At 64.7% G+C, this 24532-nt stretch carries 24 protein-coding genes, 1 tRNA gene and 1 pseudogene; 18 read left to right on the forward strand and 8 right to left on the reverse strand.

Annotation, left to right across the window (positions count from 1 at the left end; translation table 11 throughout):
- The 5 genes from LCF59_RS15625 to LCF59_RS15645 form a co-directional block, all read right to left on the reverse strand.
- Positions 1-1127: aspartate kinase (locus LCF59_RS15625; RefSeq protein WP_292288551.1), on the reverse strand; the 1127-nt coding region annotated here is incomplete at its 3' end.
- Between the two features lie 116 nt (positions 1128-1243).
- Positions 1244-1687: a DUF1178 family protein gene (locus LCF59_RS15630; protein ID WP_292288552.1), complete on the reverse strand. Its 444-nt coding sequence runs from the start codon at positions 1685-1687 to the stop codon at positions 1244-1246.
- Positions 1688-1755: 68 nt separating this feature from the next.
- Positions 1756-2949: a glycosyltransferase N-terminal domain-containing protein gene (locus tag LCF59_RS15635; RefSeq protein WP_292288553.1), complete on the reverse strand. Its 1194-nt coding sequence runs from the start codon at positions 2947-2949 to the stop codon at positions 1756-1758.
- A gap of 49 nt (positions 2950-2998) precedes the next feature.
- Positions 2999-4174, reverse strand: coding sequence for a glycosyltransferase (locus LCF59_RS15640; protein WP_292288554.1), 1176 nt, complete (start codon positions 4172-4174; stop codon positions 2999-3001).
- A 224-nt stretch (positions 4175-4398) separates the two neighbouring features.
- Positions 4399-4473: transfer RNA gene (locus tag LCF59_RS15645), tRNA-Thr, on the reverse strand.
- A 100-nt stretch (positions 4474-4573) separates the two neighbouring features.
- On the opposite strand from LCF59_RS15645, the gene LCF59_RS15650 reads away from it, so the two are divergent.
- From LCF59_RS15650 to murD, 6 genes are read left to right on the forward strand one after another with little or no spacing between them, the layout of a single operon-like run.
- Complete coding sequence (locus LCF59_RS15650) at positions 4574-4735, forward strand: hypothetical protein (RefSeq protein ID WP_292288555.1); 162 nt, start codon at positions 4574-4576, stop codon at positions 4733-4735.
- A 3-nt stretch (positions 4736-4738) separates the two neighbouring features.
- Entirely contained in the window at positions 4739-6010 is a 1272-nt protein-coding gene (gene murA, locus LCF59_RS15655) for a UDP-N-acetylglucosamine 1-carboxyvinyltransferase (protein WP_292288556.1), read from the forward strand.
- Positions 6007-6486 (forward strand): DUF2948 family protein, encoded by a 480-nt coding sequence (locus LCF59_RS15660; protein ID WP_292288557.1) that lies wholly within the window; start codon positions 6007-6009, stop codon positions 6484-6486. Before murA ends, LCF59_RS15660 begins: the two co-directional genes overlap by 4 nt.
- Positions 6483-7001: a GNAT family N-acetyltransferase gene (locus LCF59_RS15665; RefSeq protein WP_292288558.1), complete on the forward strand. Its 519-nt coding sequence runs from the start codon at positions 6483-6485 to the stop codon at positions 6999-7001. The genes LCF59_RS15660 and LCF59_RS15665 overlap by 4 nt, the downstream gene beginning before the upstream one ends.
- A gap of 52 nt (positions 7002-7053) precedes the next feature.
- The gene (gene hisD / locus LCF59_RS15670; RefSeq protein WP_292288559.1) at positions 7054-8355 is read left to right on the forward strand and encodes a histidinol dehydrogenase; all 1302 of its coding nucleotides are present in this window, start codon (positions 7054-7056) and stop codon (positions 8353-8355) included.
- A gap of 56 nt (positions 8356-8411) precedes the next feature.
- Positions 8412-9812, forward strand: coding sequence for a UDP-N-acetylmuramoyl-L-alanine--D-glutamate ligase (murD, locus tag LCF59_RS15675; RefSeq protein WP_292288560.1), 1401 nt, complete (start codon positions 8412-8414; stop codon positions 9810-9812).
- Here the strand turns inward: murD and LCF59_RS15680 are convergent.
- On the reverse strand, positions 9793-10473 hold the full coding sequence (locus tag LCF59_RS15680) for a hypothetical protein (protein ID WP_292288561.1): 681 nt from the start codon (positions 10471-10473) through the stop codon (positions 9793-9795). The genes murD and LCF59_RS15680 overlap by 20 nt on opposite strands.
- Positions 10474-10505: 32 nt before the next feature.
- Positions 10506-11699 carry an NAD(P)/FAD-dependent oxidoreductase gene (locus tag LCF59_RS15685; protein WP_292288573.1) on the reverse strand — a complete coding sequence of 398 codons (1194 nt, stop codon included), beginning with the start codon at positions 11697-11699 and terminating at the stop codon, positions 10506-10508.
- 143 nt (positions 11700-11842) lie between these two features.
- Here LCF59_RS15685 and ftsW point away from each other — a divergent pair, with 143 nt between their 5' ends.
- From ftsW to LCF59_RS15710, 5 genes are all read left to right on the forward strand, one after another.
- Complete coding sequence (ftsW, locus tag LCF59_RS15690; RefSeq protein ID WP_292288562.1) at positions 11843-13009, forward strand: putative lipid II flippase FtsW; 1167 nt, start codon at positions 11843-11845, stop codon at positions 13007-13009.
- A 98-nt stretch (positions 13010-13107) separates the two neighbouring features.
- The gene (locus tag LCF59_RS15695) at positions 13108-14226 is read left to right on the forward strand and encodes a UDP-N-acetylglucosamine--N-acetylmuramyl-(pentapeptide) pyrophosphoryl-undecaprenol N-acetylglucosamine transferase (protein WP_292288563.1); all 1119 of its coding nucleotides are present in this window, start codon (positions 13108-13110) and stop codon (positions 14224-14226) included.
- Positions 14223-15644: a UDP-N-acetylmuramate--L-alanine ligase gene (gene murC / locus LCF59_RS15700; RefSeq protein WP_292288564.1), complete on the forward strand. Its 1422-nt coding sequence runs from the start codon at positions 14223-14225 to the stop codon at positions 15642-15644. Before LCF59_RS15695 ends, murC begins: the two co-directional genes overlap by 4 nt.
- Before the next feature lie 537 nt (positions 15645-16181).
- Positions 16182-16898 (forward strand): hypothetical protein, encoded by a 717-nt coding sequence (locus LCF59_RS15705; protein WP_292288565.1) that lies wholly within the window; start codon positions 16182-16184, stop codon positions 16896-16898.
- Positions 16899-17862: 964 nt separating this feature from the next.
- Complete coding sequence (locus tag LCF59_RS15710; protein ID WP_292288574.1) at positions 17863-18075, forward strand: hypothetical protein; 213 nt, start codon at positions 17863-17865, stop codon at positions 18073-18075.
- A gap of 9 nt (positions 18076-18084) precedes the next feature.
- On the opposite strand, the gene LCF59_RS15715 is transcribed toward LCF59_RS15710, so the two are convergent.
- Complete coding sequence (locus LCF59_RS15715) at positions 18085-18729, reverse strand: L,D-transpeptidase (protein ID WP_292288566.1); 645 nt, start codon at positions 18727-18729, stop codon at positions 18085-18087.
- 301 nt (positions 18730-19030) lie between these two features.
- Between LCF59_RS15715 and LCF59_RS15720 the strand changes: the two genes are divergently transcribed.
- The 7 genes and pseudogenes from LCF59_RS15720 to LCF59_RS15750 form a co-directional block, all read left to right on the forward strand.
- On the forward strand, positions 19031-19954 hold the full coding sequence (locus LCF59_RS15720) for an NAD(P)/FAD-dependent oxidoreductase (protein WP_292288567.1): 924 nt from the start codon (positions 19031-19033) through the stop codon (positions 19952-19954).
- A complete protein-coding gene (locus tag LCF59_RS15725; protein WP_292288568.1) occupies positions 19951-20790 on the forward strand; it encodes an isoprenylcysteine carboxylmethyltransferase family protein in 840 nt (279 codons plus the stop codon). The genes LCF59_RS15720 and LCF59_RS15725 overlap by 4 nt, the downstream gene beginning before the upstream one ends.
- Positions 20762-21484: a bifunctional 2-polyprenyl-6-hydroxyphenol methylase/3-demethylubiquinol 3-O-methyltransferase UbiG gene (gene ubiG, locus LCF59_RS15730; protein ID WP_292288569.1), complete on the forward strand. Its 723-nt coding sequence runs from the start codon at positions 20762-20764 to the stop codon at positions 21482-21484. The genes LCF59_RS15725 and ubiG overlap by 29 nt, the downstream gene beginning before the upstream one ends.
- A gap of 1 nt (position 21485) precedes the next feature.
- Positions 21486-21878, forward strand: coding sequence for a DUF4149 domain-containing protein (locus LCF59_RS15735; protein WP_292288570.1), 393 nt, complete (start codon positions 21486-21488; stop codon positions 21876-21878).
- Positions 21879-22124: 246 nt separating this feature from the next.
- The gene (locus LCF59_RS15740; RefSeq protein WP_292288571.1) at positions 22125-23396 is read left to right on the forward strand and encodes a DEAD/DEAH box helicase; all 1272 of its coding nucleotides are present in this window, start codon (positions 22125-22127) and stop codon (positions 23394-23396) included.
- Positions 23397-23572: 176 nt separating this feature from the next.
- Entirely contained in the window at positions 23573-24034 is a 462-nt protein-coding gene (locus tag LCF59_RS15745) for a (2Fe-2S)-binding protein (RefSeq protein ID WP_292288572.1), read from the forward strand.
- Between the two features lie 2 nt (positions 24035-24036).
- Positions 24037-24532: pseudogene (locus tag LCF59_RS15750) on the forward strand (xanthine dehydrogenase family protein molybdopterin-binding subunit); the annotation flags it as partial.

Below are 24532 nucleotides of genomic sequence, written 5' to 3' on the forward strand. Positions count from 1 at the left end.
ATATTGACGCCTTCGTTCCGCAGCACCTGGAACATCTTGGCGGCGACACCCGTGTGGCTGCGCATGCCGATCCCGACCACCGACACCTTGGCCACATTGGTATCGGCCACGATATCGTGGAAATTGATGTCGCCGCGGGTTTTGGCGTCTGCCATGGCCTTTTCGGCGCGTTGCACCTGGTTGGTGGGGCAGGAAAACGTCATGTCGGTGCGGCCTTCCTCGGAGATGTTCTGCACGATCATGTCGACATTCACACCCGCCTCGGACAGCGGCGTGAAGATCGCTGCGGCAATGCCGGGGCGGTCTGCGACCGAGACCAGCGTCATCTTTGCCTCGTCGCGGGAATAGGCGACGCCGGCCACTACATTGCTTTCCATGATGTCCTCCTCGTCGCAGACCAATGTTCCTGCGTCGTCAGATTGTTCCTCGAAGCTGCTCAGTACCCGCAGCTTCACCTTGTAGCGCATCGCCAGTTCCACCGAGCGGGTCTGCAGCACCTTGGCGCCCAGAGAGGCCAGTTCAAGCATTTCCTCGAACGCGATCCGGTCGAGCTTGCGGGCCTTGTCGCAGATGCGCGGGTCGGTGGTATAGACCCCGTCCACATCCGTGTAGATATCGCAGCGTTCGGCCCCGAAGGCGGCGGCAAATGCCACGGCGGTGGTGTCCGAGCCGCCACGCCCCAGCGTGGTGATACGGCCTTCGGGGCTGACCCCCTGGAACCCCGCGATGACAGCGACCCGCATGCCTTCGCCGAACTTGCGGCTGATGTTGTCGGGCGGAATGTCTTCGATCCGCGCCGAGGAATGGGCCGAGGTGGTGTTCACCGGCACTTGCCAGCCCTGCCAGCTTCGGGCGGGGACATCCATTTCCTGCAGGGTCAGCGCCATCAGCCCGGCGGTGACGTTTTCGCCCGAAGACACCACGGCGTCGTATTCGCGCGCATCAAACAGCGGCGAGGTTTCCTCGACATAGTCGACAAGCCTGTTGGTTTCGCCGGACATGGCCGAGACGATGACGATCACGTCGTAGCCCTTGGCCACTTCGACACCCACACGTTTCGCCGCCCGCCTGATCCGGTCAGGCGTGGCGACCGAGGTTCCGCCAAATTTCATAACGAGAACGGGCATAGTGGCCTCCGCACGTCAAACTTCAGCGGTCCTTTACGTCGGGTTGCGCGGCCACGCAAGGGCGCCGGCTTTCGGCGTATCCCGTGGAGATGGCGTTGGGATGGCCCGGATCGGGATCAGTTCGTTTCGCCTTTGGGCGTGAAGGGCAGGGGGGCAATCGGCACCCCGTCCTCGATCAGCTTTTTCGCTTCGTCGCCGCGTGTCTTGCCCCAGATCAGTCGTTGCGGCGCGTCACCCGTATGGATGGCGCGGGCTTCGGTCGCGAAGTTTCCGCCAACGTAATCTGAATGTGTCTCAACATAGGTTCTGAGCGCGGCTATTGCCTGTTCCGCCGCGCTGGGCGGTGTGGCAGGATCGCGAAGTTTCGGTTTCGCCGGTGGCGTGTCCGGTGTTTCAACCGTGCTGACACGGGGGGCCATCATGGCCTTGTTCACATCGGTCGAGCCACAGACCGCACATCCAACCATCTGCGCCGCGCGCAGTTTTTCAAAGGCGGCGCCGGATTGAAACCAGCTGTCGAAGCGGTGATCGTTGGCGCATTTGAGCGTGAACTGGATCATGTCGGTCGGAACCTGCAGTCTGTGCCGTGTTATGTTGTGGTTGAAAAATAAGCCTTCCGGCGCGGACATCAAGCATCAAGATGCCCGGTGATATCGCGCATCAAGCTGTCGAGATCGGTCTGCTGTTGTAACGCGGATCGGGCGCGCGTGGCCAGGGCATCCTGTTTGCCGGCTGAGTCAAGGTCGGTGACAGCGCGCGCCAGTTCATCGGCATTGGTGACGCGGATCGCGGCGCGCGCCTCGGTCAGCCGGGAATAGGCGGCGCGGAAATTCGCGGTGTCCGGCCCGTGAACAATCGCCGATCCGAACGCCGCGGGCTCATAGGGCGTATGCCCGCCGCGATCCGTGAGCGACCCGGCAATGAACGTGACGCCGGCAAGCGCGTACCAGAGATGCATCTCGCCCAGCGTGTCTGCGAGATAGACTTGCGCGCCTGCGGGGTCCGTCGCTTTGCTTCGGCGGGCGCAGGTCAGACCCAGGCTGTGGATCAGGGTTTCGATATCATCCGCGCGGCGAGGATGGCGCGGGGCGAGGATGAGCTTGAGATCGGCGCGACTTTGCAGAGCCGACCTGTGGGCTGTCAAAACCGTTTCGTCTTCGCCCTCGTGGGTGGAAGCGGCGAGCCATGTTTCGGGGCGTTTGAAGGCACCTTGCAAGGCGGCGCCGGGCCGATCACGTGGCGGCGTGTAGAACGCCTTCAGGTCCAGGACCGGACCGCGTGCGGCGGCCGGAAGGCCGAGCCCAGAGAACCTGTCCGCGGACGTGGCATCCTGCGCGGACAGATAGGTGACTTTTTCAAGCACCTTCTGCGCCAGCTCGGGGAACCGCTGCCAGCCCTTGGCGGAGCGCGCGGTCAGGCGCCCGCCCAGGACGATCACGGGACCCTGCGTTTGGAGGATCCGGCACGGCCACAGATCGGACTCCAACGTGATATGCGCACGAACGCCCCAGCGGCGCATCACCCGCCGGGTGGGTCCGCAAAGATCGATCGGGGCCAGCATGACCGTGCTGTTGGAAAGCGCCCAGCCCTGGCCCAGTGCAAGCGCGCTGTCGGTGTTCACCGTGATCAGCAAATGACGTTCCTGCGCGATCATCCGGTCAATCAGCTGTCGGGCCGAGGCCAATTCACCGTTCGAGGCGGCGTGCAGCCAGACGCGCTCATCCTCGGCATCCGGTGTCAGCCGCCCCAGACGTGCCTTGATCCCGCACATGTCGCGCGCCCAGACCCGCAGAGCCAGTTCCCTGGCAGCGAGCAGCGTCATCAGAAATCGGTAAAGCAGCACGGCAAGTCCAGTCAGCTTGGGCGTGGCATCAGGCCGTTTCGGGCGTTTGGGGCCGTTGCGGCAAAGACCGGCCTGCGAGCGTGTCCTGTATCGACTGTTCCAGGATCTTGAGCAACACGTGATTGTCGAACCTTTGCTCGGCCGCCCTGCGCGCGCGAAGCGACATGGCCTGCGGGTCCGGCACCGTGACGGCCCTGGAAATCGCTTCGGCGAAGCCGGTCTCGTCATGCTCATCCACCAGAAAACCGGTGTCATTGTCGTCAATCGCCTCGGGGATCCCGGCATGCCGTGTCGAAATGGTGATGCATCCGCAGGCCATCGCCTCCTGGATCGCCGTCGGCAAACCTTCGGTATTGCCGTCGCGTGCGGTGACCGAATGCTGGACGAAGAATTGCGTGCTCATCAAGCGGTCGCGCACGGTGTTGTGTGGCTGTGCGCCGTGGAACCGGACCTTGCCGATGATCCCCAGCTCTTCGGCCAGAGACCTTGTGGGGTCCATCAAAGGTCCATCGCCGATGAAATCCAGCCGTGCCTCGGGCAGGTTCTGTGCGGCCTGGGCAAAGGCCCGCAGCGTGGTCATCGGGGCCTTCTTTTCGACAAAGCGTCCGACGGCGAGAAAACTCAGCGGCACCTTGGCTTGCGGTGCAAATCGTCGAATGTCGACGCCGGATGGGATGACCTTGCTGTTCGGGTGCGAAATGCCATGCTTGCCGAGGTTGTCCAGCAGAAACCGCGAGACCGAGAAAACCCCCGCCAGACGTGGCATCATTTTTCGATAGGCGGTGCGCATCCGCTCCGTTCGGATCGCCTTGGAGGCGTCGGTGCCCCGGAAATAGGTGAAAATGGGGATACCGATCGCATTGGCCAGCGGCGCCAGGGCCAATGCCTGGGTGCCGAATTCAGCCAGGATGACCTCGACCCGTTCGTCGCGCAGGAAGTTGATCAGGGTTTCTTTTGCCGCGCCAAAGGGCAGGCGGGAGGTGCCGTGTTCGATGCGATTGCGCACGATCCACCACGGCGCGACCACGATATCGCGCCCTGACACGCCATCGCGCCGCACGAAATACGGTTTGCCATAGGGATTGTCTCCGCGAAACCGTCCGCAGACCACGACCGTGTTGCCACCGAACAGATGTTCGATGTGGCGGTTGATAAACGTCTCCCCGCCAAGGTGATATTCGCCAGTGGCAATCGCTGCGCGCATGCAAGAGGGACCCGATGAAGCGTCAGGTGATGACGTAACAGCGCAGCGTGGTTCCAGCAAGGCAGCATGGTTTCCATCACGGGTATTTAAAGTTGCGTGATCCGGCATCAGCCGGTCTTCGCGGTCACGATCAAGCGATGATCGCCGGTCGGCCAAGTTTAGGCGCGCAAAACCGGTCCCGGCGCGCACGCAGCTTGGTCCGAAGCCGGCGATGTGGGAGTGAATGGTGCTGCTGGAGAGAATCGAACTCTCGACCTCTCCCTTACCAAGGGAGTGCTCTACCTCTGAGCTACAGCAGCGCCGGGCGCCTTGTGGCGGCGTGGCGGGTGATTAGACGCAAACACAAAACGGTGCAAGCGCAATCTGGACCCTTTTTTGCCTCTGGGATAGGAAGTGGTCATGACGCAGAAATCCTCATCCGGAAAATCGACGGCCACGGCGCGGGAAGACAGGCTGAAAGCCGCGCTCAAGGCGAACTTGGCACGGCGCAAGCGGCAGGCAAAGGCCAGGTCGGACGAGTCCAAAGACACCAACACCACACCATCGAGCGAAGGCAGTTAACGAATGGACCAGATAATCGTGACGGGGAACGGCCCGCTGAGCGGGCAGATCCCTATTGCGGGCGCAAAGAATGCCTGCCTGACGCTGATGCCGGCCACCTTGCTGAGCGAGGAGCCCCTGACGCTGACCAACGCGCCGCGACTGAGCGACATCCGCACCATGTCCCTGTTGCTGCAATCTCTGGGGGCCGAGGTGCAGACGTTGCAGGAGGGGCAGGTGCTCGCCATGTCGAGCCGTGACCTGACGTCGACACGCGCCGAATATGACATCGTGCGCAAGATGCGGGCGTCGATCCTTGTGCTTGGCCCGCTTGTGGCGCGCTTCGGCGAGGCGCAGGTGTCGCTGCCGGGCGGGTGCGCGATTGGCGCGCGCCCGGTGGACCTGCACCTCAAGGCGCTCGAGGCGATGGGCGCGGAGCTGGACCTGCGCGATGGCTATGTCCATGCCAAAGCGCCTGCGGGCGGCCTGAAAGGCGGCCTGGTCGAGTTCCCGATGGTGTCCGTGGGGGCCACGGAAAACGCGCTCATGGCGGCCACGCTGGCCAAGGGCACGACCGTTCTCAGGAACGCCGCGCGCGAACCCGAGATCGTGGACCTGGCGCGCTGCCTGCAAAAGATGGGCGCGCAGATCGAGGGCGCGGGGACATCGGAGATCACCATTCAAGGTGTCGACCGTCTGGGCGGTGCAACGCACAAGGTGGTCACCGACCGGATCGAACTGGGGACCTATATGCTCGCCCCCGCGATCTGCGGCGGTGAGGTTGAATGCCTTGGCGGGTCGATCGACCTTTTGACCGCGTTCTGTGAAAAACTGGACGCGGCAGGGGTCTCGATCGAGGAGACGGACAGGGGGCTGAAGGTTGCGCGCAAGAACGGGCCCGTTGCTGCGGTCGATGTCACGACCGAACCGTTCCCCGGGTTTCCCACCGATCTGCAGGCACAGATGATGGCGCTTCTTTGCACCGCCGAGGGCACGAGCGTTCTTGAGGAAAAGATCTTCGAAAACCGTTTCATGCACGCGCCCGAGCTCATTCGTATGGGCGCGAATATCGACGTGCAGGGCGGCACCGCAACGGTGAAAGGTGTGGGTCACCTCAAGGGCGCTCCGGTGATGGCAACCGATCTGCGCGCCTCGGTGTCGCTGATTCTTGCCGGGCTGGCGGCCGAGGGTGACACGATTGTCAGCCGCGTCTATCATCTTGATCGTGGGTACGAACACGTCGTGCGCAAGCTGGAAAGCGTGGGGGCCAAGATTGAACGGGTGCAAGAACAGTGAGTGAAGACGCCAGATTCGAGGACGCGACCGCCCGGCCATTGCGGCTGGTCGCGATGGACGACGAAGATTTGCAAGTGGTCTCGGCGCTGTGTCAGGATGCGGTGTTCCCGGGCAATGAAATGCAATGGCAGCGCGGCAAGCGTCGGTTCGGAATTCTGCTGAACCGCTTTCGCTGGGAAGACATCCCCGTCGCGCAGCGTGGTGCCCGCACACCCGAGCGTGTGCAGAGTGTTCTCGCGATCGAGAACGTGGACCGCGTGGCAAGCCAGGGTGTGCCGCCGGGGGATTCCGATACCATCCTGTCGGTGCTCGCGATCACGTTCGAGCCGGACCCGGCCGGCGGCGGTTTGGTTCTGCTGACGATGGCGGGCGATGGTGCTGTGCGTCTCAAGGTCAGCGAGTTGGAGATAGCCCTGCGCGATGTGACGCGGCCCTATGCGGCAGTGTCGGGCAAGGTGCCGGATCACCCGGAATGACGGTACGAAGGCTGGGCCCGAAGGATGTGTCTGCGTTTCGGGCGCTCTGGGCCGAAGGACTCATGCGCGTGCCGACCGCGTTTCTGTTCAGTGCCGAAGAGGTGCGCGCGATCCCGAACAAGGATGTTGCGCGGGGACTCGAAACGAACCTGACATTGGGGGCGTTTGACGACAGTGCAAGGCTGGTCGGCTTTGCCACTGCACGACGGGGCGGTCCCAAGCGTATGCGGCACATGGCGGATATCGGCCCGGTTTATGTGCGCGAGGAGGCACAGGGCCAAGGGCACGGACGCGCCCTGATGGAGCATCTGTTGCGGCATCTGACCGAAGCGGGGGTGCAGCAGGCCGAACTCAGCGTTGATGTCGAGAACACCCGCGTGCAGGCGCTGTACGTGGCGCTGGGCTTTCACAGGTTCGGCATGCGGCCGCGCTCGGTCCTTATCGACGGCGTGTCGCGGGATGATCTTTTGATGATCGTCGCTCTGGATGGCACAGACCTTGCGCGCGGCGCTTGAGGGTTCGTGCCGCGCGGTCTAGATATCGCGCAGACCACAGCCGGAGGCCTTGATGCCACAGTTCCTGTCAACGCTTGACCCCGATTTCGAAACGCGCTTCACGGCGATCCTGCATGCCAAGCGCGAGGACAGCCCCGATGTGGATGACACGGTGGCCGGGATCATTGCCGATGTGCGCGGGCGCGGCGATGCGGCTGTGCTGGACTTGACGGCGAGGTTCGACCGCGTGTCGATCACGGCCAACCAGCTGCGCGTGTTCGAAGCCGAGATCGACGCCGAGGTCGCCAAGGTGCCGAATGCCGACCGCGTGGCGCTTGAAACCGCCGCCGAGCGCATCCGCGCATACCACGCGCGGCAATTGCCCGAGGACGCCATGTGGACCGATCCGGAGGGCGCGACGCTGGGCTGGCGCTGGACGCCGGTGTCTGCGGCGGGATTATACGTTCCCGGCGGGCTTGCCAGCTATCCGTCCTCGGTGCTGATGAACGCGGTCCCGGCCAAGGTGGCGGGGGTGCAGCGGCTCGCGGTGACGGTGCCGGCGCCCGATGGCGTGATGAACCCCCTGGTGCTGATGGCCTGCCGCATCGCCGGGGTTGACGAGGTGTACCGTATCGGCGGCGCGCAGGCGATTGCCGCCCTGGCATATGGCACCGAGACCATCGCGCCGGTCGACAAGATCACCGGGCCGGGCAACGCCTTTGTGGCCGCAGCGAAACGGCGGGTCTTCGGCAAGGTGGGCATCGACATGATCGCTGGCCCGTCCGAGATCCTCGTGATCGCCGATGGCGACAACGACCCGGACTGGATCGCGCTGGACCTGATGAGCCAGGCAGAGCATGACGAAAGTGCGCAATCGCTGCTGATCACCACCGATGCGGCATTCGGTAAGGCAGTGGCCGATGCGGTGGACAAGCGGCTTGAAACGCTGGAACGCCGCGCGATTGCCGGGGCAAGCTGGCGCGATTTCGGTGCTGTGATCACCGTGCGCGATCTCGACGAGGCGGCGGCGTTGTGCGACCGCATCGCACCCGAGCACCTGGAATTATGCGTGGCCGACCCCGAGACACTGTCGGACCAGATCACCCATGCCGGTGCCATCTTCCTTGGCCAATGGACGCCCGAAGCGATTGGCGACTACGTTGGCGGGCCGAATCACGTGCTGCCCACGGCACGCTCTGCCCGGTTTTCATCCGGGTTGTCGGTGCTGGATTTCCTGAAGCGCACGACCCTGGCCAGGATGTCGCCCGAGTCGCTGCGCGCCATAGGTCCGGCGGCGGAAACGCTTGCGCGATCGGAATCGCTTGAAGCGCATGGGCTGTCTGTCACCGCGCGTCTTGGCAAGCTCAACGGCTGATCTTTCCCGCCGCAGGCAGATGCGCTAGGTGTCGGCGACCAACCAAGAGGTGCGCAATGATCCCCGTTCAGGGTTATGAAGGCCATCAGGTGGCCGTTCTCGGTCTGGGCCGCTCCGGCCTGTCGGCGGCGCGGGCACTGCGCGCGGGCGCGGCCGTGCCGATCTGCTGGGACGACAACCCCAAAGCCTGCGCAGCGGCAGAGGCCGAGGGATTCGAGATACGCGACTTGTCGCGCGAGGGCGCGTTTGACGCGGTGGCCAGCCTGATCGTCAGCCCCGGAATTCCGCATCTTTATCCCGCGCCGAATCCGGTGATCGCCAAGGCCTGGGAGGCAGGTGTGCCGGTGGACAACGATATCGGGCTGTTCTTCCGGTCACTTGCAACAGGCGACTGGAACCGGTTCGGAGCCCCGCCAAAGGTGATCGCAGTCACGGGATCGAACGGTAAATCCACGACTTCGGCGCTGCTGCATCACATCCTTGATGCCGCGGGTCGCGGCAGCCAGCTTGCCGGAAATATCGGGCGCGGGGTGCTGGACATTGATCCGCCGGGGGATGGCGACGTGGTGGTGCTGGAGCTGTCCAGCTACCAGACCGATCTGGCCCGCGCACTGACGCCCGATTTGGCCGTCTTCACCAACCTGTCGCCCGATCACCTTGACCGCCACGCCGGACTGGGCGGGTATTTCGCCGCGAAACGCAGGCTTTTTGCCGAAGGTGGCCCCGACCGCGCGGTGATTGGCGTGGACGAGGACGAAGGCCGCTATATCGCCAATCAACTCTCCGAAGGGCCGGGGGATGACCGCGTGATCCGGATCTCCTCGGGTCAGAAACTCTCCGGACCGGGCTGGATGGTCTTCGTGCGCAAGGGCTTCTTGTCGGAATGGCGCAAGGGGCGGCAGGTCGGCTCCATCGATCTGCGCGCGATCACGGGTCTGCCCGGCGCGCATAATCACCAGAACGCTTGTGCCGCATATGCCGCTGCCCGCGCGCTGGGCGTGGCGCCCAGACAGGTTGAGGCCGGGTTCAAGACCTTTGCCGGATTGCCGCATCGTAGCCAGGTGATCGCCGAAGCGGGGGGCGTCACCTTCGTGAACGACAGCAAGGCGACCAACGTGGAATCCGCGCTCAAGGCGTTGCAGGCGTTTGACAACATCCGCTGGATCTGTGGCGGTTTGCAAAAAGATGGCGGTCTGGACGGGCTGGCCGCCGCGTTGCCCAATGTCAGGAAAGCCTATGTCATCGGACGCGAGGCCGAGGGGTTCGCGTTGCAACTCTCCGGGATCGAGGCCGAGGCCTGCCGCACGATGGAGGTGGCCGTGGCCCGCGCGATCGATGAGGCCGAACCCGGGGATGTGGTGCTGTTGGCCCCGGCCGCGGCAAGCTTTGACCAGTACGACAACTTTGAAAAGCGCGGTGAGGATTTCGCGGCGCGGGTCAAATCCGCTTTGGCATAGCGTCGTCGGGCCGCAGGCGGTAGCGGGCCAGCGCATCGCCGCGCAGCGCGTCGCGGTGGATCACGCCAAGCTGGGCCGGGATCGCCACGAGCCCCAACGCCCGCGCGATGGCCAGACGATGATTGCCGATGGCGCCAAAGATCGGCTGGCCCGCCCGGTCGATATGTATGAACACGCCCTCGGGCAGGCGCGGCGCGCCAAAGCGGTGCACGGTCTGATCGGCAAAGCCATTGTTGCGAATGTCTGCGTAAAGCGCGTCTATACTTTGATACCGTGCGATGATGTCCGCCTCGGTTTTGCAACTGTCGAAACGACCGTTCCGCGCGATCATGCGGCGCATCTCATCGTAGATGCCCGTGTCCGGCCAGGCTGTGCCGTTGCAGAAATGGTCAAGGCAGGCGGCGATCTTCCAAGACTGGTCCAGCGGTTCGGTCTGCTGGTCCCAGTCTCCGCCGATCACCATGCCGGAATGTCTTCTTTTGAAATCAGGCGTTTGCGCGGGGTTCCGCGTATAGATCCGGGTCAGGCGGCTGGGGTTGATCCAGATGCGTTCCTGCGCCCGCGGTCCGGCGTTGCCTTGCCACCGGTTCAGCAGATCGCGAAGCGGGCCGCGCAGGACGACGAAAGGGGCCTTTGGAACGGAAACCGATGCATGCGCCATGCAGTCGAAAATGTAACAGTTACATGTCAGCTTCAAGTGGCTTGTGCATGGGCCTGTGTTATGGCGCGCCCCGCGGCGACCCCCGAACTCCAGGCCCACTGGAAGTTATAGCCACCCAGCCAACCGGTCACGTCGACCGCTTCGCCGATCATGTAAAGCCCCGGCACATCGCGCGACATCATCGTCTTGCTGTCGATCCGGTCGGTCACGACGCCCCCAAGGGTCACTTCGGCGGTGCGGTAGCCTTCGCTTCCGGTGGGCCTGAGCGTCCAGTTGCGCAGGGAGTGGGTGATCTCGTCGATCCGCTTGTCCGACAGGTCGCCAAGATTGCCCGTGATGGACAGGTCGCCGGCGAGATGGGTGACAAGCCGCTCTGGCAAAACCTCGGCCAGCGCGGTTGTCACGTTGCGTTTGCCGTGGCTTTGGCGCCCGGATCTCAGGCTGCCCGCAAGGTCATGTCCGGGCAAGAGATCGACGCGGATCGCATCGCCTTCCTGCCAATAGCTCGAGATTTGCAGCACCGCCGGTCCGCTCAGCCCGCGATGCGTGAAGAGCATCGCCTCTTCGAACGCGGTGCCGTTGACCTCGGCCAAGACGGGGGTGGCGACGCCCGAGATCGGCGCGAAGCGCTTGTCCGAAAACGTCAGCGGGACAAGGGCAGGGCGCGTGTCGGTGATTTCATGCCCGAAGCGGCGGGCAATGTCATAGGCCAGCCCGGTCGCCCCCATCTTGGGGATCGACTTGCCCCCGGTCGCAAGAACGAGGTTTCGCGCGGTCACCGATACGCGCTGCCCGTCGCGGTCCAGTTGCGCGGTAAAGCGCGTGCCGTCATGCCCGAGATCGGCCAGCCCCGTGTTCAGCCACAGATCGGCCCCGGCCTTTGCGATTTCGGCGCGCAGCATGTCGATGATCAGGGTCGCTTTTTCGTCGCAGAACAATTGTCCCAGCGTCTTTTCGTGCCACGCTATGCGGTGCCGGTCTACCAGGTCGATAAAATCCCATTGTGTGTACCGGCTGAGCGCGGATTTGTGGAAATGCGGGTTATCTCCCAGAAACCGGTCCGGATCGGTGTGCATGTTGGTGAAATTGCAGCGCCCGCCGCCAGATATTCGGATCTTCTCGCCTGGTGCCTTGGCGTGGTCGATCACAAGCGTCGAGGGCCCGGACTGTGCCGCGCACATCATACCGGCCGCCCCGGCCCCGAGGATCAGCGTGTCCACCTGCATGACGCGCACCCACCACGGAACGGCGCGCGGCGCAAGGTCCGGACGGCGACTCATTGCACTGGATCGGTCGAATCTTATCGGTTACAGTGGGCACCACAGACCTGTGCGAAACGGGCGTTTGAGGCAGAAATAGCGGTGAAACCATGACAGAAATGGTCTACGGTGCGGTCCCGGCCGGCGCGGGCGAGCCTGTGTTGCCCAAGTGGTGGCGCACGGTCGACAAGTGGTCCTTGTCGTGTATCCTTATCCTGTTCGGCATCGGCATCCTGTTGGGGCTCGCGGCGTCTCCGCCGCTGGCGGAACGCAATGGTTTTGCGCCGTTCCATTATGTCCAGCGGCAGGCGGTGTTCGGCGGGATGGCGCTTTGTGTCATGGTGTTCGTCTCGATGTTGGGGCCGGTCATGGTGCGGCGTCTTGCCGTGATCGGGTTCCTTGCGTCCTTCGTCGCCCTCAGCCTGCTGCCCTTTTTCGGCACTGATTTCGGCAAGGGCGCGATCCGGTGGTATTCTCTCGGGTTCGCCGCGGTCCAGCCCTCCGAATTCCTCAAGCCGGCGTTTGTCATCGTGGTGGCATGGCTGCTCGCGGCCAGCCAGGACCCGGGCGGCCCGCCGGGCAAGACCGTGTCCTTTGCCCTGACGATCAGCATCGTTCTGATGCTCGCCTTGCAGCCCGATTTCGGGCAAGCCTGCCTCGTGCTCTTTGGCTGGGGGGTGATGTATTTCGTCGCCGGGGCACCGATGCTGCTGCTGCTGGGCATGGCGGCGCTCGTGATTATGGCGGGCACCGTCGCCTACCAGAAATCGGAACATTTTGCCCGCCGCATTGACGGCTTTCTCAGCCCCGAAGTCGATCCCACCACCCAGCTGGGCTATGCCACGAATGCAATCCGCGAAGGCGGGTTTCTTGGTGTCGGCGTGGGCGAGGGACAAGTGAAATGGTCGCTGCCCGACGCCCATACCGATTTCATCATCGCGGTGGCAGCCGAGGAATACGGGCTTGCTCTCGTGCTCATGATCATCGCGCTATATACCACCATCGTCGTCCGGTCGCTCTTGCGGCTGATGCGCGAACGCGATCCGTTCATCCGTCTGGCGGGAACCGGGCTGGCCTGCATTTTCGGTGTGCAGGCCATGATCAACATGGCCGTCGCGGTGCGGCTCTTGCCCGCCAAGGGAATGACACTGCCCTTTGTCAGCTATGGGGGCTCTTCGCTGATCGCGGGCGGCATCGCCGTCGGGATGTTGCTGGCATTTACGCGCACACGGCCGCAGGGCGAAATCGGCGATATCTTGCGGGGGCGGTTGCGCTAGGACCCTTATCTGGGGTGACTCGCCCCTGATTTGTTGACAAACCGCGCGCAGGCTTGTCTTTGTCGCACAATCCAAGTTGGGCCTTGGGTGGGGTAACCATGAAAAAACCGTATCTTGTCATTGCAGCCGGTGGAACCGGCGGGCACATGTTCCCGGCGCAGGCACTCGCCGAGGTCATGCTGCGCCGTGGCTGGCGGGTCAAGCTGTCCACCGATGCGCGCGGCGCGCGGTACACGGGCGGTTTTCCGCACACCACCGAGATCGAAGAGGTCTCGAGCGCCACATTCGCGCGCGGCGGTGTGCTGGCCAAGGCGATGGTGCCGCTTCGGGTCATGGGGGGTGTGGTCTCCATGGCAACGAGGATGCTCCGCGACAGGCCCGACGTCGTGATCGGCTTTGGCGGCTACCCGTCGATCCCGGCGCTTGGCGCGGCGTGGCTGCTGCGACGGCCACGGATGATCCACGAACAGAACGGCGTGCCTGGCCGGGTGAATACGCTCTTTGCCAAGCGGGTGGATCACGTGGCCTGCGGCACGTGGCCAACCAGCTTGCCGGACGGTGTCGAGGGTGTTCCGGTCGGCAACCCGGTGCGGCGCGCGGTCAAGGACCGGGCCGGGGCAGCCTATATCACGCCGGGTGATTACCCGATGTCGATCCTTGTGATCGGCGGCTCCCAGGGCGCGCGCATCCTCTCGGACGTGGTGCCCCCGGCGATTGCATCGCTGCCTCTGGATACGTTGCAGCACCTGCGCGTCAGCCATCAGGCCCGCGACGAGGATGGAGAGCGCGTCGCGACCTATTATTCCGAGAACGGCGTTCATGCCGAGGTGCAGCCATTCTTCTCGGACCTGCCCACCCGCATGACCGAAGCACAGCTCGTGATTTCGCGCTCGGGGGCGTCCAGCGTGGCCGATATCTCGGTGATCGGGCGACCGTCGATCCTGATCCCCTATGCCGCGGCCACCGGCGATCACCAGACCGCCAATGCGCGCGGCCTGACCGAGGCGGGGGCCGCCATTCGTATTCCCGAAGACTTGTTGACCGTTGACTCGCTGGCCGAGCAAATCCGGTCCGTGCTGCAGAACCCGGCGGGGGCCCTGAAGATGTCGCAGGCTGCGATGTCGCAAGCCCGGCCGGATGCAGCACAGGATCTGGCTGCGCTGGTCGAGACATTGGCCGGCAGGCCCTCTGCAGACCCGGAAGGACAAGAAGAATGAACGCCGCCACCAAGCTTCCCGTTGATATCGGCGCCCTGCATTTCGTTGGCATCGGCGGCATCGGCATGTCCGGCATTGCCGAGGTTCTGCTGAACCTTGGCTACACGGTGCAGGGGTCTGACCTGAAGGCCAGCAAGATCACCAACCGGCTTGCCGATATGGGCGCGCGGATTTTCGAAGGTCAGAGCGCCGACAATCTGGATGCGGCCGAGGTGGTTGTCGTCTCGACCGCGATCAAGCCGGGCAATCCCGAACTCGATGAGGCGCGCCTTCGCGGCTTGCCGGTGGTGCGCCGCGCCGACATGCTGGCCGAACTGATGCGGCTCAAGTCGAATATCGCGATCGCGGGCACGCATGGCAAGACGACGACAACCACGATGATGGCCGAACTGATGGTGGCCGGGGGCTTTGATCCCACGGTGATCAATGGCGGCATCATCCACGCCTACGGCTCGAACGCGCGGATGGGGCAGGGCGAATGGATGGTGGTCGAGGCGGATGAAAGCGACGGATCGTTCAACCGGCTGCCCGCCACCATCGGCGTCGTCACCAATATCGACCCCGAGCACATGGAGCACTGGGGCGATTTCGACCAGCTCCGGCAGGGGTTCCAGGACTTCGTGTCGAACATCCCCTTTTACGGGGTGGCGGTCTGTTGCACCGACCATGACGAGGTTCAGCGGCTCGTTGGCAAGGTCACGGACCGGCGCGTGGTGACCTATGGATTCAACGCGCAGGCGGACGTGCGGGCGGTGAACCTGACCTATGAAAAGGGCGTGGCGCATTTCGACGTGGCCTTGCAGGCCGAAGGCGGCGTGATCGAGGGCTGCACCCTGCCGATGCCGGGCGATCACAACGTATCGAACGCGTTGTCGGCGGTGGCGGTGGCGCGGCATCTTGGGATGAAGAAAGACGACATCCGCGCGGCCCTTGCGGCCTTTGGCGGCGTGAACCGGCGCTTCACCAGGGTTGGCGAATGGAACGGGGTCACGATCATCGACGATTACGGCCACCACCCGGTCGAGATCACGGCGGTTCTGAAAGCGGCGCGGCAGGCGTCGGAGGGGCGGGTGATCGCGGTGCATCAGCCGCACCGGTATTCGCGGCTGTCCGACCTGTTCGACGATTTCTGCGCCTGTTTCAACGAGGCCGATGTGGTCGCCATCGCCGAGGTTTTTTCCGCCGGGGAGGAGCCGATCGAGGGGGCCTCGCGGGAGGATCTGGTGGCCGGGCTGATCCGGCACGGCCACCGGCACGCGCGGGCGATCCTGAACGAGGATGATCTGGAGCGGCTGGTCCGCGAACAGGCACGGCCGGGGGACCTCGTGGTCTGCCTCGGGGCCGGGACGATCTCGGCCTGGGCGAACGCGCTGCCAGAGCGGCTGGAGGCCGCCCGTCCCACGCATGGGACAGGGTGAGGCCCATAAGTTTCAATGGGTTACAGGGGCGGTTTTACGATTTGTCAAGGTTTGACGCGCCCCGCGCACACGGGGTAGCGCTGCCCGAAAGGCGCCGCCTGCGGCATCGAGGCCACAGCCGGACCGGTCGGTTTCCAACAGACCGAGGCTTTGCCGCAACCCGGCGGCAAGACGCGGGCCTTCGGAGCGAAAATCGTGGACGACGGGTGGGTGGCAGGCCCGGAGCGGACCCGAGGCCCCGGGCTTCAATATGCAATAGCCGACTTTCGCCGCATCGGTCGCCAATTCACACGAAGCGGGACCATTGGGTCATTCCCGCATAGCTGACCGCTCAACGCGATTAGATCCCCGCTTGCACTGTGTTGCCCCTGTGTCAAGGAAGTTGTGCGTTTTATAGCAACTGCCGCCACCGTGCTGCGCGATGCCCTTGCATTCAATGAAAGACTGGCACAAACTCTAAATCGTTCTTTTCAAGAAACAGCCATACCACGTTCCAGGATGTGACAAGTAACAATGCTTTTGAGTGACGAAACCGATGTGGCGCCGCCGCCGCCGTCGATTTTCAAAATCTATGGGGAGCGCTGTTCCGGCACGAATTTTGTGGAGACTCTGATCCAGCAAAACTTGCCGGGGTTGAAGAGCGGGCGGCGCTATAATTGGGAGAAGCACAACTTCGTGAACCCACCCTTCACGCTTGATGAACAGATCGCGGTTGTCGTAGTGCGCGACGCGTTCGACTGGCTGCGCAGCCTGTACCGCAGCCCGCACCAGGTGGGCTACTGGTATCGTGATGTCGATTTCTCGGGCTTTCTGCGCCACGAATGGTCCAGCATTTTCAACGGCTTCCTGATCCAGCGTCAGCGCCAGTTTCCCGTCCGCCTCAAAGAGGTGATGTATGAACGCCACCCGATGACCGGCGCGCGAATCGAGAATGTGATTGCCCTGCGCAACCTGAAGATTCAAAGCCAGCTGAAAGTGCGCAACCTCTACCGCAACTGGGTGATCTTGCGGTTCGAAGACGCCCGCGCGGATCCCGAAGCCGTGATCAGGAAGCTGGCTGACCACTTCGACCTCAAGATGACAGTGCCATTCCTCCCGGTGAAGAAAGACGTGTCAAACTACTCCCTACCCGGCGATGTGGAGGGTAAGGGCCGGACGCGCGAGTATGCCAAGATCGCCAAGTCCGACAGCAAGTTTGTGCTGGATACGCTGGATCTCGAACAGGAGAAAATCGTCGGGTATGTCTATGCGTGACGATGCAAACACCCGGCGTTCAGAGGCAGAGCAGTAGCGGTGGTTTGCCGAAGTCATTCTTAGATCATGCCGCATTTCCGATTGCGCAAAACTTTATCCACTGCGGTCATTTGTGAATGCTGCAGCATTGGTCGCCTTGGGTTCGCTACCGTCGTTTGCCGCGTGTTACACGAAAGGCCGGTTTCGGGAAATCGCCCAAAACTTTGCAAAGCTCACTATCTGCGCACAGCCGACATCTTGTCCCCGCGCGGAGTCAAGGCCGAAGGCCGCCGCGCATCGCCGGGCCGCCCCCCGGCCCGGCGATTGGGTTGGTCTGTGCGCTTAGACCGGAGGTGATGCGCCAGTTACGGGGATAAAGCGCGCCGGCTCGCCCCCTGGATCGCCGCACCGCGGCCCTGCGACGTGCGGCTGGGTCTCGCGCTGTATCCTGTCCGCATCGTCATGTTGAAAGCCTGCCTTCGGCAGGGCGTCGCCCCCCGGCACGGCAATTGGGTTGGTCTGTGCGCTGAGACCGGAGGTGATGCGCCAGTTACGGGGATAAAGCGCGCCGGCTCGCCCCCTGGATCGCCGCACCGCGGCCCTGCGACACGCGGCTGGGTCTCGCGCTGTATCCTGTCCGCATCGTCATGTTGAAAGCCTGCCTTCGGGAGGGCGTCGCCCGCCGGCACGGCAATTGGGTTGGTCTGGGCGCTGAGACCGGAGATGACGCGCCAGTTACGGGGATAAAGCACGCCGGCTCGACCCTTGGATCGCCGCACCGCGGCCCTGCGACGCGCGGCGCGGGCATCGGCGGTGACACCAATGCCATACTCGGCGCGCGCTGCGGTGGGGCGGTCTTGCCGCTCCGAGCGAAGAGTGCGACGGTCCGCGCAACTACGATCACTGGAGCGGACGCATGATGACAAGAGCCAGGGGGGCCCTCGCGGGGCCGATATTGATGTTGGGGCTTGCCGCCTGCGAGCCCATGCAGGATGCCGATGGCAGCGGACGGTCCGACGCGGTGTCGGTGCCGGAGGCGGTCTCGTCGATCGCGGCGCCGTTCCAGGACCTGTCGACGGCGCGGGTGCGGCCCGGGGATGGCTGCTATTGGTACACCCATCGCGGGCCCGTGGAGACAACCGAGCTGCCCTTGCGCACGGACGCGGGCAACCCGATCTGCACCCGGCCCGCGGGCTGATCCCTGGCCTCAGAGGCGGGTGCCGTCGGTGGGGTAGAGATAGGCGGTGACGCCGCGCTCGACCTGTTCGTAAAGCGCGTTGATATGCGGCATCACCATGCGCACGCAGCCCGAACTGGCGCGGGTACCGATGGAGCGCGGCGCGGGTGTGCCGTGAATGCGCAGATAGGTGTCGCGGTTGCCGACAAAGAGGTAAAGCGCGCGCGATCCAAGCGCGTTGTCGGGGCCAGGGGGCATCCCGTCCGCCCATTGCGCGTATTTCCCGGGCTCGCGGTCTATCATCGAGTCGGTGGGCCGCCAGCGCGGCCACTTGGCCTTGCGCTGGACCGTGTAGACGCCCGGCTCGTACAGCCCGTCGCGCCCGATCGCCACGCCGTAGCGCATGGCCATGCCGCCTTCCTGGATGTGGTAGAGATAGCGTGCCACGGCATCGACGTGGATATCGCCCGGTATGAGCCCCGGATTGGCGGCGACCTGCTGTGGCAGGTAGCGCGGGTGCAGCCCCCAGGGATTGGTCGTTGAAAGGTCGAAATCCGCAGGTGTCACCTGCGTGTCCCAGCTGTCCCACTCGCTGGGGGCGGCAAGCGCCTTGTGTCCGATTGCGGGTGTGGCGAGCGCGGCAAGCGCGGCTATTGTCTGGCGTCGGGTGAACATGCGGAACCTTTTTGTACTGTCATGTCGTCATATCAATCCGCTTGGACCAAAATGCAAGACAACCGACGCGCGCTGTAACCCAGGTAAACGAAACGGGAGCGGCGGCGCGCGCGCCTGTCGCTGCGGGGGCGTCGTGTTTCGATCCTCTGCGCCGGCGGTCGGTTGCGGGTCCGGCGACTGGCCCGCGACTGTCCGGCGACCGGCCGGCGACCGGTTTGTCAAACGGATGACGCCGCGCCCTCGACGGGCGTGCCGCGAGTTTTATCTGGTGCGTAAACGGGGATGTCTGACGGAGACGCGCATGAAGATTGCCATCATTGGTGCCGGGGTGGCGGGATTGTCCTGTGCGCGCCGTCTGGCCGCGGCGGGTCTGTCTGTCGTGGTCCATGACAAGGGTCGCGGTCTTGGTGGACGCTGCGCCACGCGGCGCGCCGGCGGCGGGCAGCGCTTCGATCACGGGGCGCCGGTGCTGTCGGGTACGGGGACGGCCTTCCTGTCGCTGTTGGCGGAGGCGCGCGCGGCCGATGCCGTGGGCGATTGGCACGCGGGAGCATGGGGCGTGCAGCCGGTCGGCCGTCCGGGGATGACCGGCTTTGTCAGGTTTCTCGGACAGGGGATTGATATCCGCCAGCAGACAGAGATCACCGGGATCACCGCGACCGGTGCGGGCTGGGTGTTGCAGGGGGCTGATCCGCCTGGCCCGTTCGATCGTGTGGTCTGCACCGCGCCCGCGCCGCAGACGGCCCGGCTCATACCGGACCAGTTTGCTGACGCGCCGAACGCCGTGACCTATGATCCGTGCCTGACGCTGATGGTTGCCCTGAACCGCCCTCTCGACGCGCCCGTGGTGCAGACCAACCCGAGCGACGCGCTTGCATGGATCGCCCATGACAGCGCGAAACCGGGGCGGCTGTCGCAGAACTGCTGGGTCGCGCAGGCCAGCACCGCGTGGAGCGTCGCGCATCTGGAACTGAGCAAGGACGAGATCGCGACCCGGATGCTCGACCTGTTTCTGACCCATCACGGGCTTGCGGCGACCGATGTGGCCCATGCCGCGGCCCATCGTTGGCGGCTTGCGCTGGTGACCACGCCGCTGGGCCGGCCCTTTGTCACCTCGGCCGACGGCACGCTTTACGCAGGTGGCGACTGGTGCCTTGGTCCCAGGATCGAACACGCCTGGCAAAGCGGCACCGCCATTGCCGATGACATCCTGAGCCGCGCATGACGCGGGATGATCCGCGCATCACGCGGCTGATCACCCTGATCCGCGCCGCGCTGTCGCCACCACCGGGCAAGGGGCGCATCGCGCTGGCGCTGGCCATGGGGGCGGTTTGCCACGCGGTCTTCGCCATCGCGGTATTGTCGATGATAGCGGCCATGTTCTTTGGCCTGAGCGAAAGTTTCGGCGCGGTCCCCTGGCCCTGGGCCGGGCTGACAAACGCGGCGCTGATCGCGCAGTTTCCGCTGCTGCACTCGTTCCTGCTGTCGAGGCGCGGCATGACGATCACGGCGCGGCTGATCCCCGGTCCGCATGGCGGCACGCTTTCGACCACCACCTATGCCATCATCGCGTCGCTGCAACTGGCGGCGTTGTTCCTGCTGTGGACGCCCAGCGGCATCATCTGGTACCGCGCCGAGGGCGCCGCGTTCGTCGTGCTGTGTACGCTTTACGCCGGCACGTGGATCCTGCTGATCAAGGCCAGCTTCGATGCCGGGGCCGAGGTGCAATCCGGCGCGCTGGGCTGGATGTCGCTTCTGGGCAGGATCCGGCCGGTCTTCCCGGACATGCCGACGCGGGGCCTGTTCCGTCATATCCGGCAACCGATCTACGTGGCCTTCGCGCTCACCCTCTGGACGGTGCCGGTCTGGACGCCGGATCAACTGGTGCTGGCGGTAAGCTATACCGCCTATTGCATGCTGGCCCCGCGGCTCAAGGAAAAGCGGTTCGAGCAGCGCTATGGCGCCGCATTCCATCGCTATCGCGAAACGGTGCCCTATGTCCTGCCAAAACTCACATCGAAGGAGCGCAAGGATGGCGCAGGCCCTGCGGAACAATCTTGAGATCTACGATGATGTTGCGGCGCAATGGTGGTCCGATGACATCCGCTGGGTCCGCACGCTCAGGAACATGGTGCCGGGGCGGCTGGGCTGGTTCGACAGGCATATCGACTGGCCGGGCAAGGATGTGCTGGACCTCGGCTGTGCCGGCGGCTTCATGGCCGAGGCGCTGGATGACCGGGGCGCGCATGTCACCGGCATCGACCCCGCGCAAGAGGCCATCGCCGCCGCCCGCGCCCATGCCGACGCGGCAGGCCGGGCAATCCGCTATGATGTGGGCGTAGGCGAGGCGCTGCCCTATTGCGATACCAGCTTCGACGCGGTGGTCTGCGTCGACGTGCTGGAGCATGTGCAAAGCCTGCCGGGGGTGATCGCCGAGGTGTCGCGCGTCCTGCGCCCCGGCGGGCTGTTCCTTTTCGACACGATCAACCGCAACGCCGTCGCGCGGTTTGCCACGATCACCATGGCCGAGAACATGCTGCGGCTGCTGCCCAAGGGCACGCATGATCCGGCGCTTTTCATCAAGCCCGCCGAATTGCGCACCGCGTTGCTGACCGCCGGGTTCACCACCGGCAAGATGACAGGCCTCGGCCCGCGCGGGATCGACAAGCGGGGCGATTTCACCTTCGGGCGCCTGCCCGGCACGATGATCATCTACATGGGAACCGCGCGGAAGCCGGACCGGAAAGGCGCCTGACATGACGACACTTGCCCTGCTTTCATCGGCGCTGCTTTTCGGCGGAATGGTGCTCTATTCCTTCGGCTTCGCGGCCTTTCTCTTCACGGCCCTTCCGGCCGAGACCGCGGGTCCCACCATCCGCCGGGCGTTTCCGCATTTCTATCTCTTCGTGATCGCCGGGGCGGCGCTTTCTGCGGCGTTGCTCGCCCCGAGCGACCCGGTCTCGGCCATGATCATGGCCGCCATCGCGCTCAGCACACTGCCGACCCGGCAACTCCTGATGCCCGCCATCAACGCCGCCACCGATGCCGGCAACAAGCGCCGCTTCGGCGTGCTGCACGGGGCGTCGGTCGGGATCACCCTGATCCACATTATTGCCGCGGCTTACGTGCTGCACCGCTTTATCGGTTGACTTGGACCGCATAAGGCGCCATGTCATGCACACCGCCGCGCAGCCGCGTGAGCTTGCCGCGCCCGTCATCTTGGGTGCACCGGCGATACGCACTTCAGTTCCCCATCACGCAGGGTCCCTGACGCAGTACCAGACGGTGCGGGGCGCTCCCGTGATGTCTTGAGGTCCTGCGACACCCTCGTTTGCCGCGTGATGCGGCAGAACGCTCTCCGCCGGCAGGATGCCCGCGGACGCAAAGGATAGCTTTTGTCTGATTTCGACACACTGGGCCTCAAGCCCGTTCTCCTCGCCGCTCTCAAAGAGGCCGGCCTTACCTCCCCGACCCCGATCCAGCACAAGGCGATCCCGCTCGCCATGGCCGGGAATGACGTCATGGGCCTGGCCCAGACCGGCACCGGCAAGACGCTGGCCTTCGGCATCCCGCTGGTCAGCCACCTGCTGGACATGCCCGACCGGCCCGCCGCGAAAACCGCGAAGTCATTGATCCTCGCGCCGACGCGCGAGTTGGTCAACCAGATCGCCGAAGCGCTGCGCACGCTCACCAAGAAGACCCATCTCAAGGTCAATGTCGTGGTGGGCGGCCAGTCCATCAACAAGCAGATCCACCACCTGCTCAAGGGCACCGACATCCTTGTCGCCACACCCGGTCGCCTGATCGACCTGATGGACCGCAAGGCGGTCGATCTGCGCACGGTCAAGCACCTCGTGCTGGACGAGGCTGACCAGATGCTCGACATGGGCTTCATCCATGCGCTGCGCCGGATCGCGCCGAAACTCGGCACGCCGCGCCAGACCATGCTGTTCTCGGCCACCATGCCGAAACAGATGGAAGACCTGAGCAAGGCGTATCTCACCAACCCGCAGCGCGTGCAGGTCGCGCCTCCGGGCAAGGCCGCCGACAAGATCACCCAATCGGTGCATCATCTTGCCAGCAAGGGCGCAAAGCCGGGCAAGCTGCGCGAGATCCTGTCGCGCGACGCGACCGCGCTGACGCTGGTCTTCTCGCGCACCAAACACGGCGCGGAAAAGCTGATGAAGGGCCTGGTGGCCGACGGCTACAACGCCGCCTCGATCCACGGCAACAAGAGCCAGGGCCAGCGCGACCGCGCCATCAAGGCGTTCCGCGAGGGTCAGATCACCGTCCTGGTGGCCACCGATGTCGCCGCCCGTGGCATCGACATTCCCGGCGTGGCCTATGTCGTGAATTACGATCTGCCGGATGTGCCGGACAACTACGTCCACCGCATCGGCCGCACCGCGCGGGCGGGCCGCGAAGGCGAGGCGATCGCCTTCTGCGCACCGGACGAGGCCGACCTGCTGCGCCAGATCGAAAAGCTGATGAAGATCGAGGTGCCCGTTGCCAGCGGTGAAGCGCCGAAAGACCCGGTCGCCCGGCCGGCCCAGCAATCGCGCGGTCGCGGTCGCGGGGGGCAGGGCGCCAACAAGCCCCGTCAGGCCAATGCCGGCGGCAAGCCTGGTGGCCAACGCCGCCGCAGCCGGTCGCGCAAGGCGGCCTGAGCCTGATCCGGCCCCCTTCTTCGGTTTTCAAATATCCCAGGGGGGTGTGGGGGGACAGCGTCCCCCCACCTGTCGGAGCGGCCCCGCCGCTCCGAAACAATGCCCTGCGCCCCTCGCATGCGCCTTGAGCCGCCCTATATCAAGGTCAGTGCCACGCACAAAGGGAGCGCGCCGCCATGCACCTCAGGATCAACGGAACCCAGCATGAGGTCGATGTCGAAGACGACATGCCGCTGCTGTGGGTGCTGCGCGACGAGCTGGGGCTGACCGGCACGAAATACGGCTGCGGCATCGCTCAATGCGGCGCCTGCACCGTGCATCTGGATGGCGTCGCCACCCGCTCCTGCCAGGTCTGGGCCGCCGACGCGGTCGGCACCGAGATCACCACCATCGAAGGGCTGGGAGCGCCCGGTGCGCTTACCGCGGTTCAGGCGGCGTGGCTCACCGAGCAGGTCGCGCAATGCGGCTATTGCCAGTCCGGCCAGATGATGCAGGCGGCCGCGCTTCTGGCGGAAAATCCGCAGCCCGGCGATCCCGAGATCGACGAGGCCATGTCCGGCAACCTGTGTCGTTGTGGCACCTATCCCCGTATCCGCGCCGCCGTGCAGCGCGCCGCGCGCCTGATGCAGGAGGGTTGAGCATGGGACGTCTGAAAACCATTGCCCGGCGAAGTTTCCTTGTCGGCTCGGTCGCCGTGGTCGGCGGGGTCGCCTTCGGCATTTACACGGTGCGCAAACCGCATGAGAATCCGCTCACCGCCGGGGCCGGCGAGGCGGTGCTGACGCCCTACGTCAGGATTGCGCAAGACGGCATCACCCTCATCACGCCCCGCGCGGATTCGGGGCAGGGGGCGTATCATGTTCAGGCCGCGCTGATCGCCGAGGAACTGGATGTCGACCTTGACCAGATCACCCCCGATCCCGGCCCGCCCAGCCCGGCCTACTGGAACACCGCGCTTGCGGCCGAGGCCGCCGAGTTCATGGTGCCGGCCGCGGGTGTGATGCACGACATGGCCGAGGGTGCCGTGACCAGCGTGATGAAGGTCATGGGCCTTCAGATCACCGGCGGGTCGACCACCGTGCCCGACCAGTTCGACAAACTCCGCCATGCCGGGGCGTCCGCGCGCGAGACCATCA

It is taken from the genome of Marivita sp. (assembly GCF_020055675.1).
GTDB lineage: Bacteria > Pseudomonadota > Alphaproteobacteria > Rhodobacterales > Rhodobacteraceae > Marivita.

Bases quoted from the DNA above. Each gene is read 5' to 3' on its own strand.
- LCF59_RS15680 (WP_292288561.1), bottom strand. From the start codon at position 10,473: ATGGCGCATGCATCGGTTTCCGTTCCAAAGGCCCCTTTCGTCGTCCTG.
- LCF59_RS15710 (WP_292288574.1), top strand. From the start codon at position 17,863: ATGCAGGATGCCGATGGCAGCGGACGGTCCGACGCGGTGTCGGTGCCG.
- murA (WP_292288556.1), top strand. From the start codon at position 4,739: ATGGACCAGATAATCGTGACGGGGAACGGCCCGCTGAGCGGGCAGATC.
- LCF59_RS15745 (WP_292288572.1), top strand. From the start codon at position 23,573: ATGCACCTCAGGATCAACGGAACCCAGCATGAGGTCGATGTCGAAGAC.
- LCF59_RS15665 (WP_292288558.1), top strand. From the start codon at position 6,483: ATGACGGTACGAAGGCTGGGCCCGAAGGATGTGTCTGCGTTTCGGGCG.
- LCF59_RS15640 (WP_292288554.1), bottom strand. From the start codon at position 4,174: ATGCGCGCAGCGATTGCCACTGGCGAATATCACCTTGGCGGGGAGACG.
- LCF59_RS15635 (WP_292288553.1), bottom strand. From the start codon at position 2,949: ATGACGCTGCTCGCTGCCAGGGAACTGGCTCTGCGGGTCTGGGCGCGC.
- LCF59_RS15735 (WP_292288570.1), top strand. From the start codon at position 21,486: ATGACGACACTTGCCCTGCTTTCATCGGCGCTGCTTTTCGGCGGAATG.
- murD (WP_292288560.1), top strand. From the start codon at position 8,412: ATGATCCCCGTTCAGGGTTATGAAGGCCATCAGGTGGCCGTTCTCGGT.
- LCF59_RS15695 (WP_292288563.1), top strand. From the start codon at position 13,108: ATGAAAAAACCGTATCTTGTCATTGCAGCCGGTGGAACCGGCGGGCAC.
- ubiG (WP_292288569.1), top strand. From the start codon at position 20,762: ATGGCGCAGGCCCTGCGGAACAATCTTGAGATCTACGATGATGTTGCG.
- murC (WP_292288564.1), top strand. From the start codon at position 14,223: ATGAACGCCGCCACCAAGCTTCCCGTTGATATCGGCGCCCTGCATTTC.
- LCF59_RS15720 (WP_292288567.1), top strand. From the start codon at position 19,031: ATGAAGATTGCCATCATTGGTGCCGGGGTGGCGGGATTGTCCTGTGCG.
- LCF59_RS15630 (WP_292288552.1), bottom strand. From the start codon at position 1,687: ATGATCCAGTTCACGCTCAAATGCGCCAACGATCACCGCTTCGACAGC.
- ftsW (WP_292288562.1), top strand. From the start codon at position 11,843: ATGACAGAAATGGTCTACGGTGCGGTCCCGGCCGGCGCGGGCGAGCCT.
- LCF59_RS15685 (WP_292288573.1), bottom strand. From the start codon at position 11,699: ATGCAGGTGGACACGCTGATCCTCGGGGCCGGGGCGGCCGGTATGATG.
- LCF59_RS15715 (WP_292288566.1), bottom strand. From the start codon at position 18,729: ATGTTCACCCGACGCCAGACAATAGCCGCGCTTGCCGCGCTCGCCACA.
- hisD (WP_292288559.1), top strand. From the start codon at position 7,054: ATGCCACAGTTCCTGTCAACGCTTGACCCCGATTTCGAAACGCGCTTC.
- LCF59_RS15725 (WP_292288568.1), top strand. From the start codon at position 19,951: ATGACGCGGGATGATCCGCGCATCACGCGGCTGATCACCCTGATCCGC.
- LCF59_RS15650 (WP_292288555.1), top strand. From the start codon at position 4,574: ATGACGCAGAAATCCTCATCCGGAAAATCGACGGCCACGGCGCGGGAA.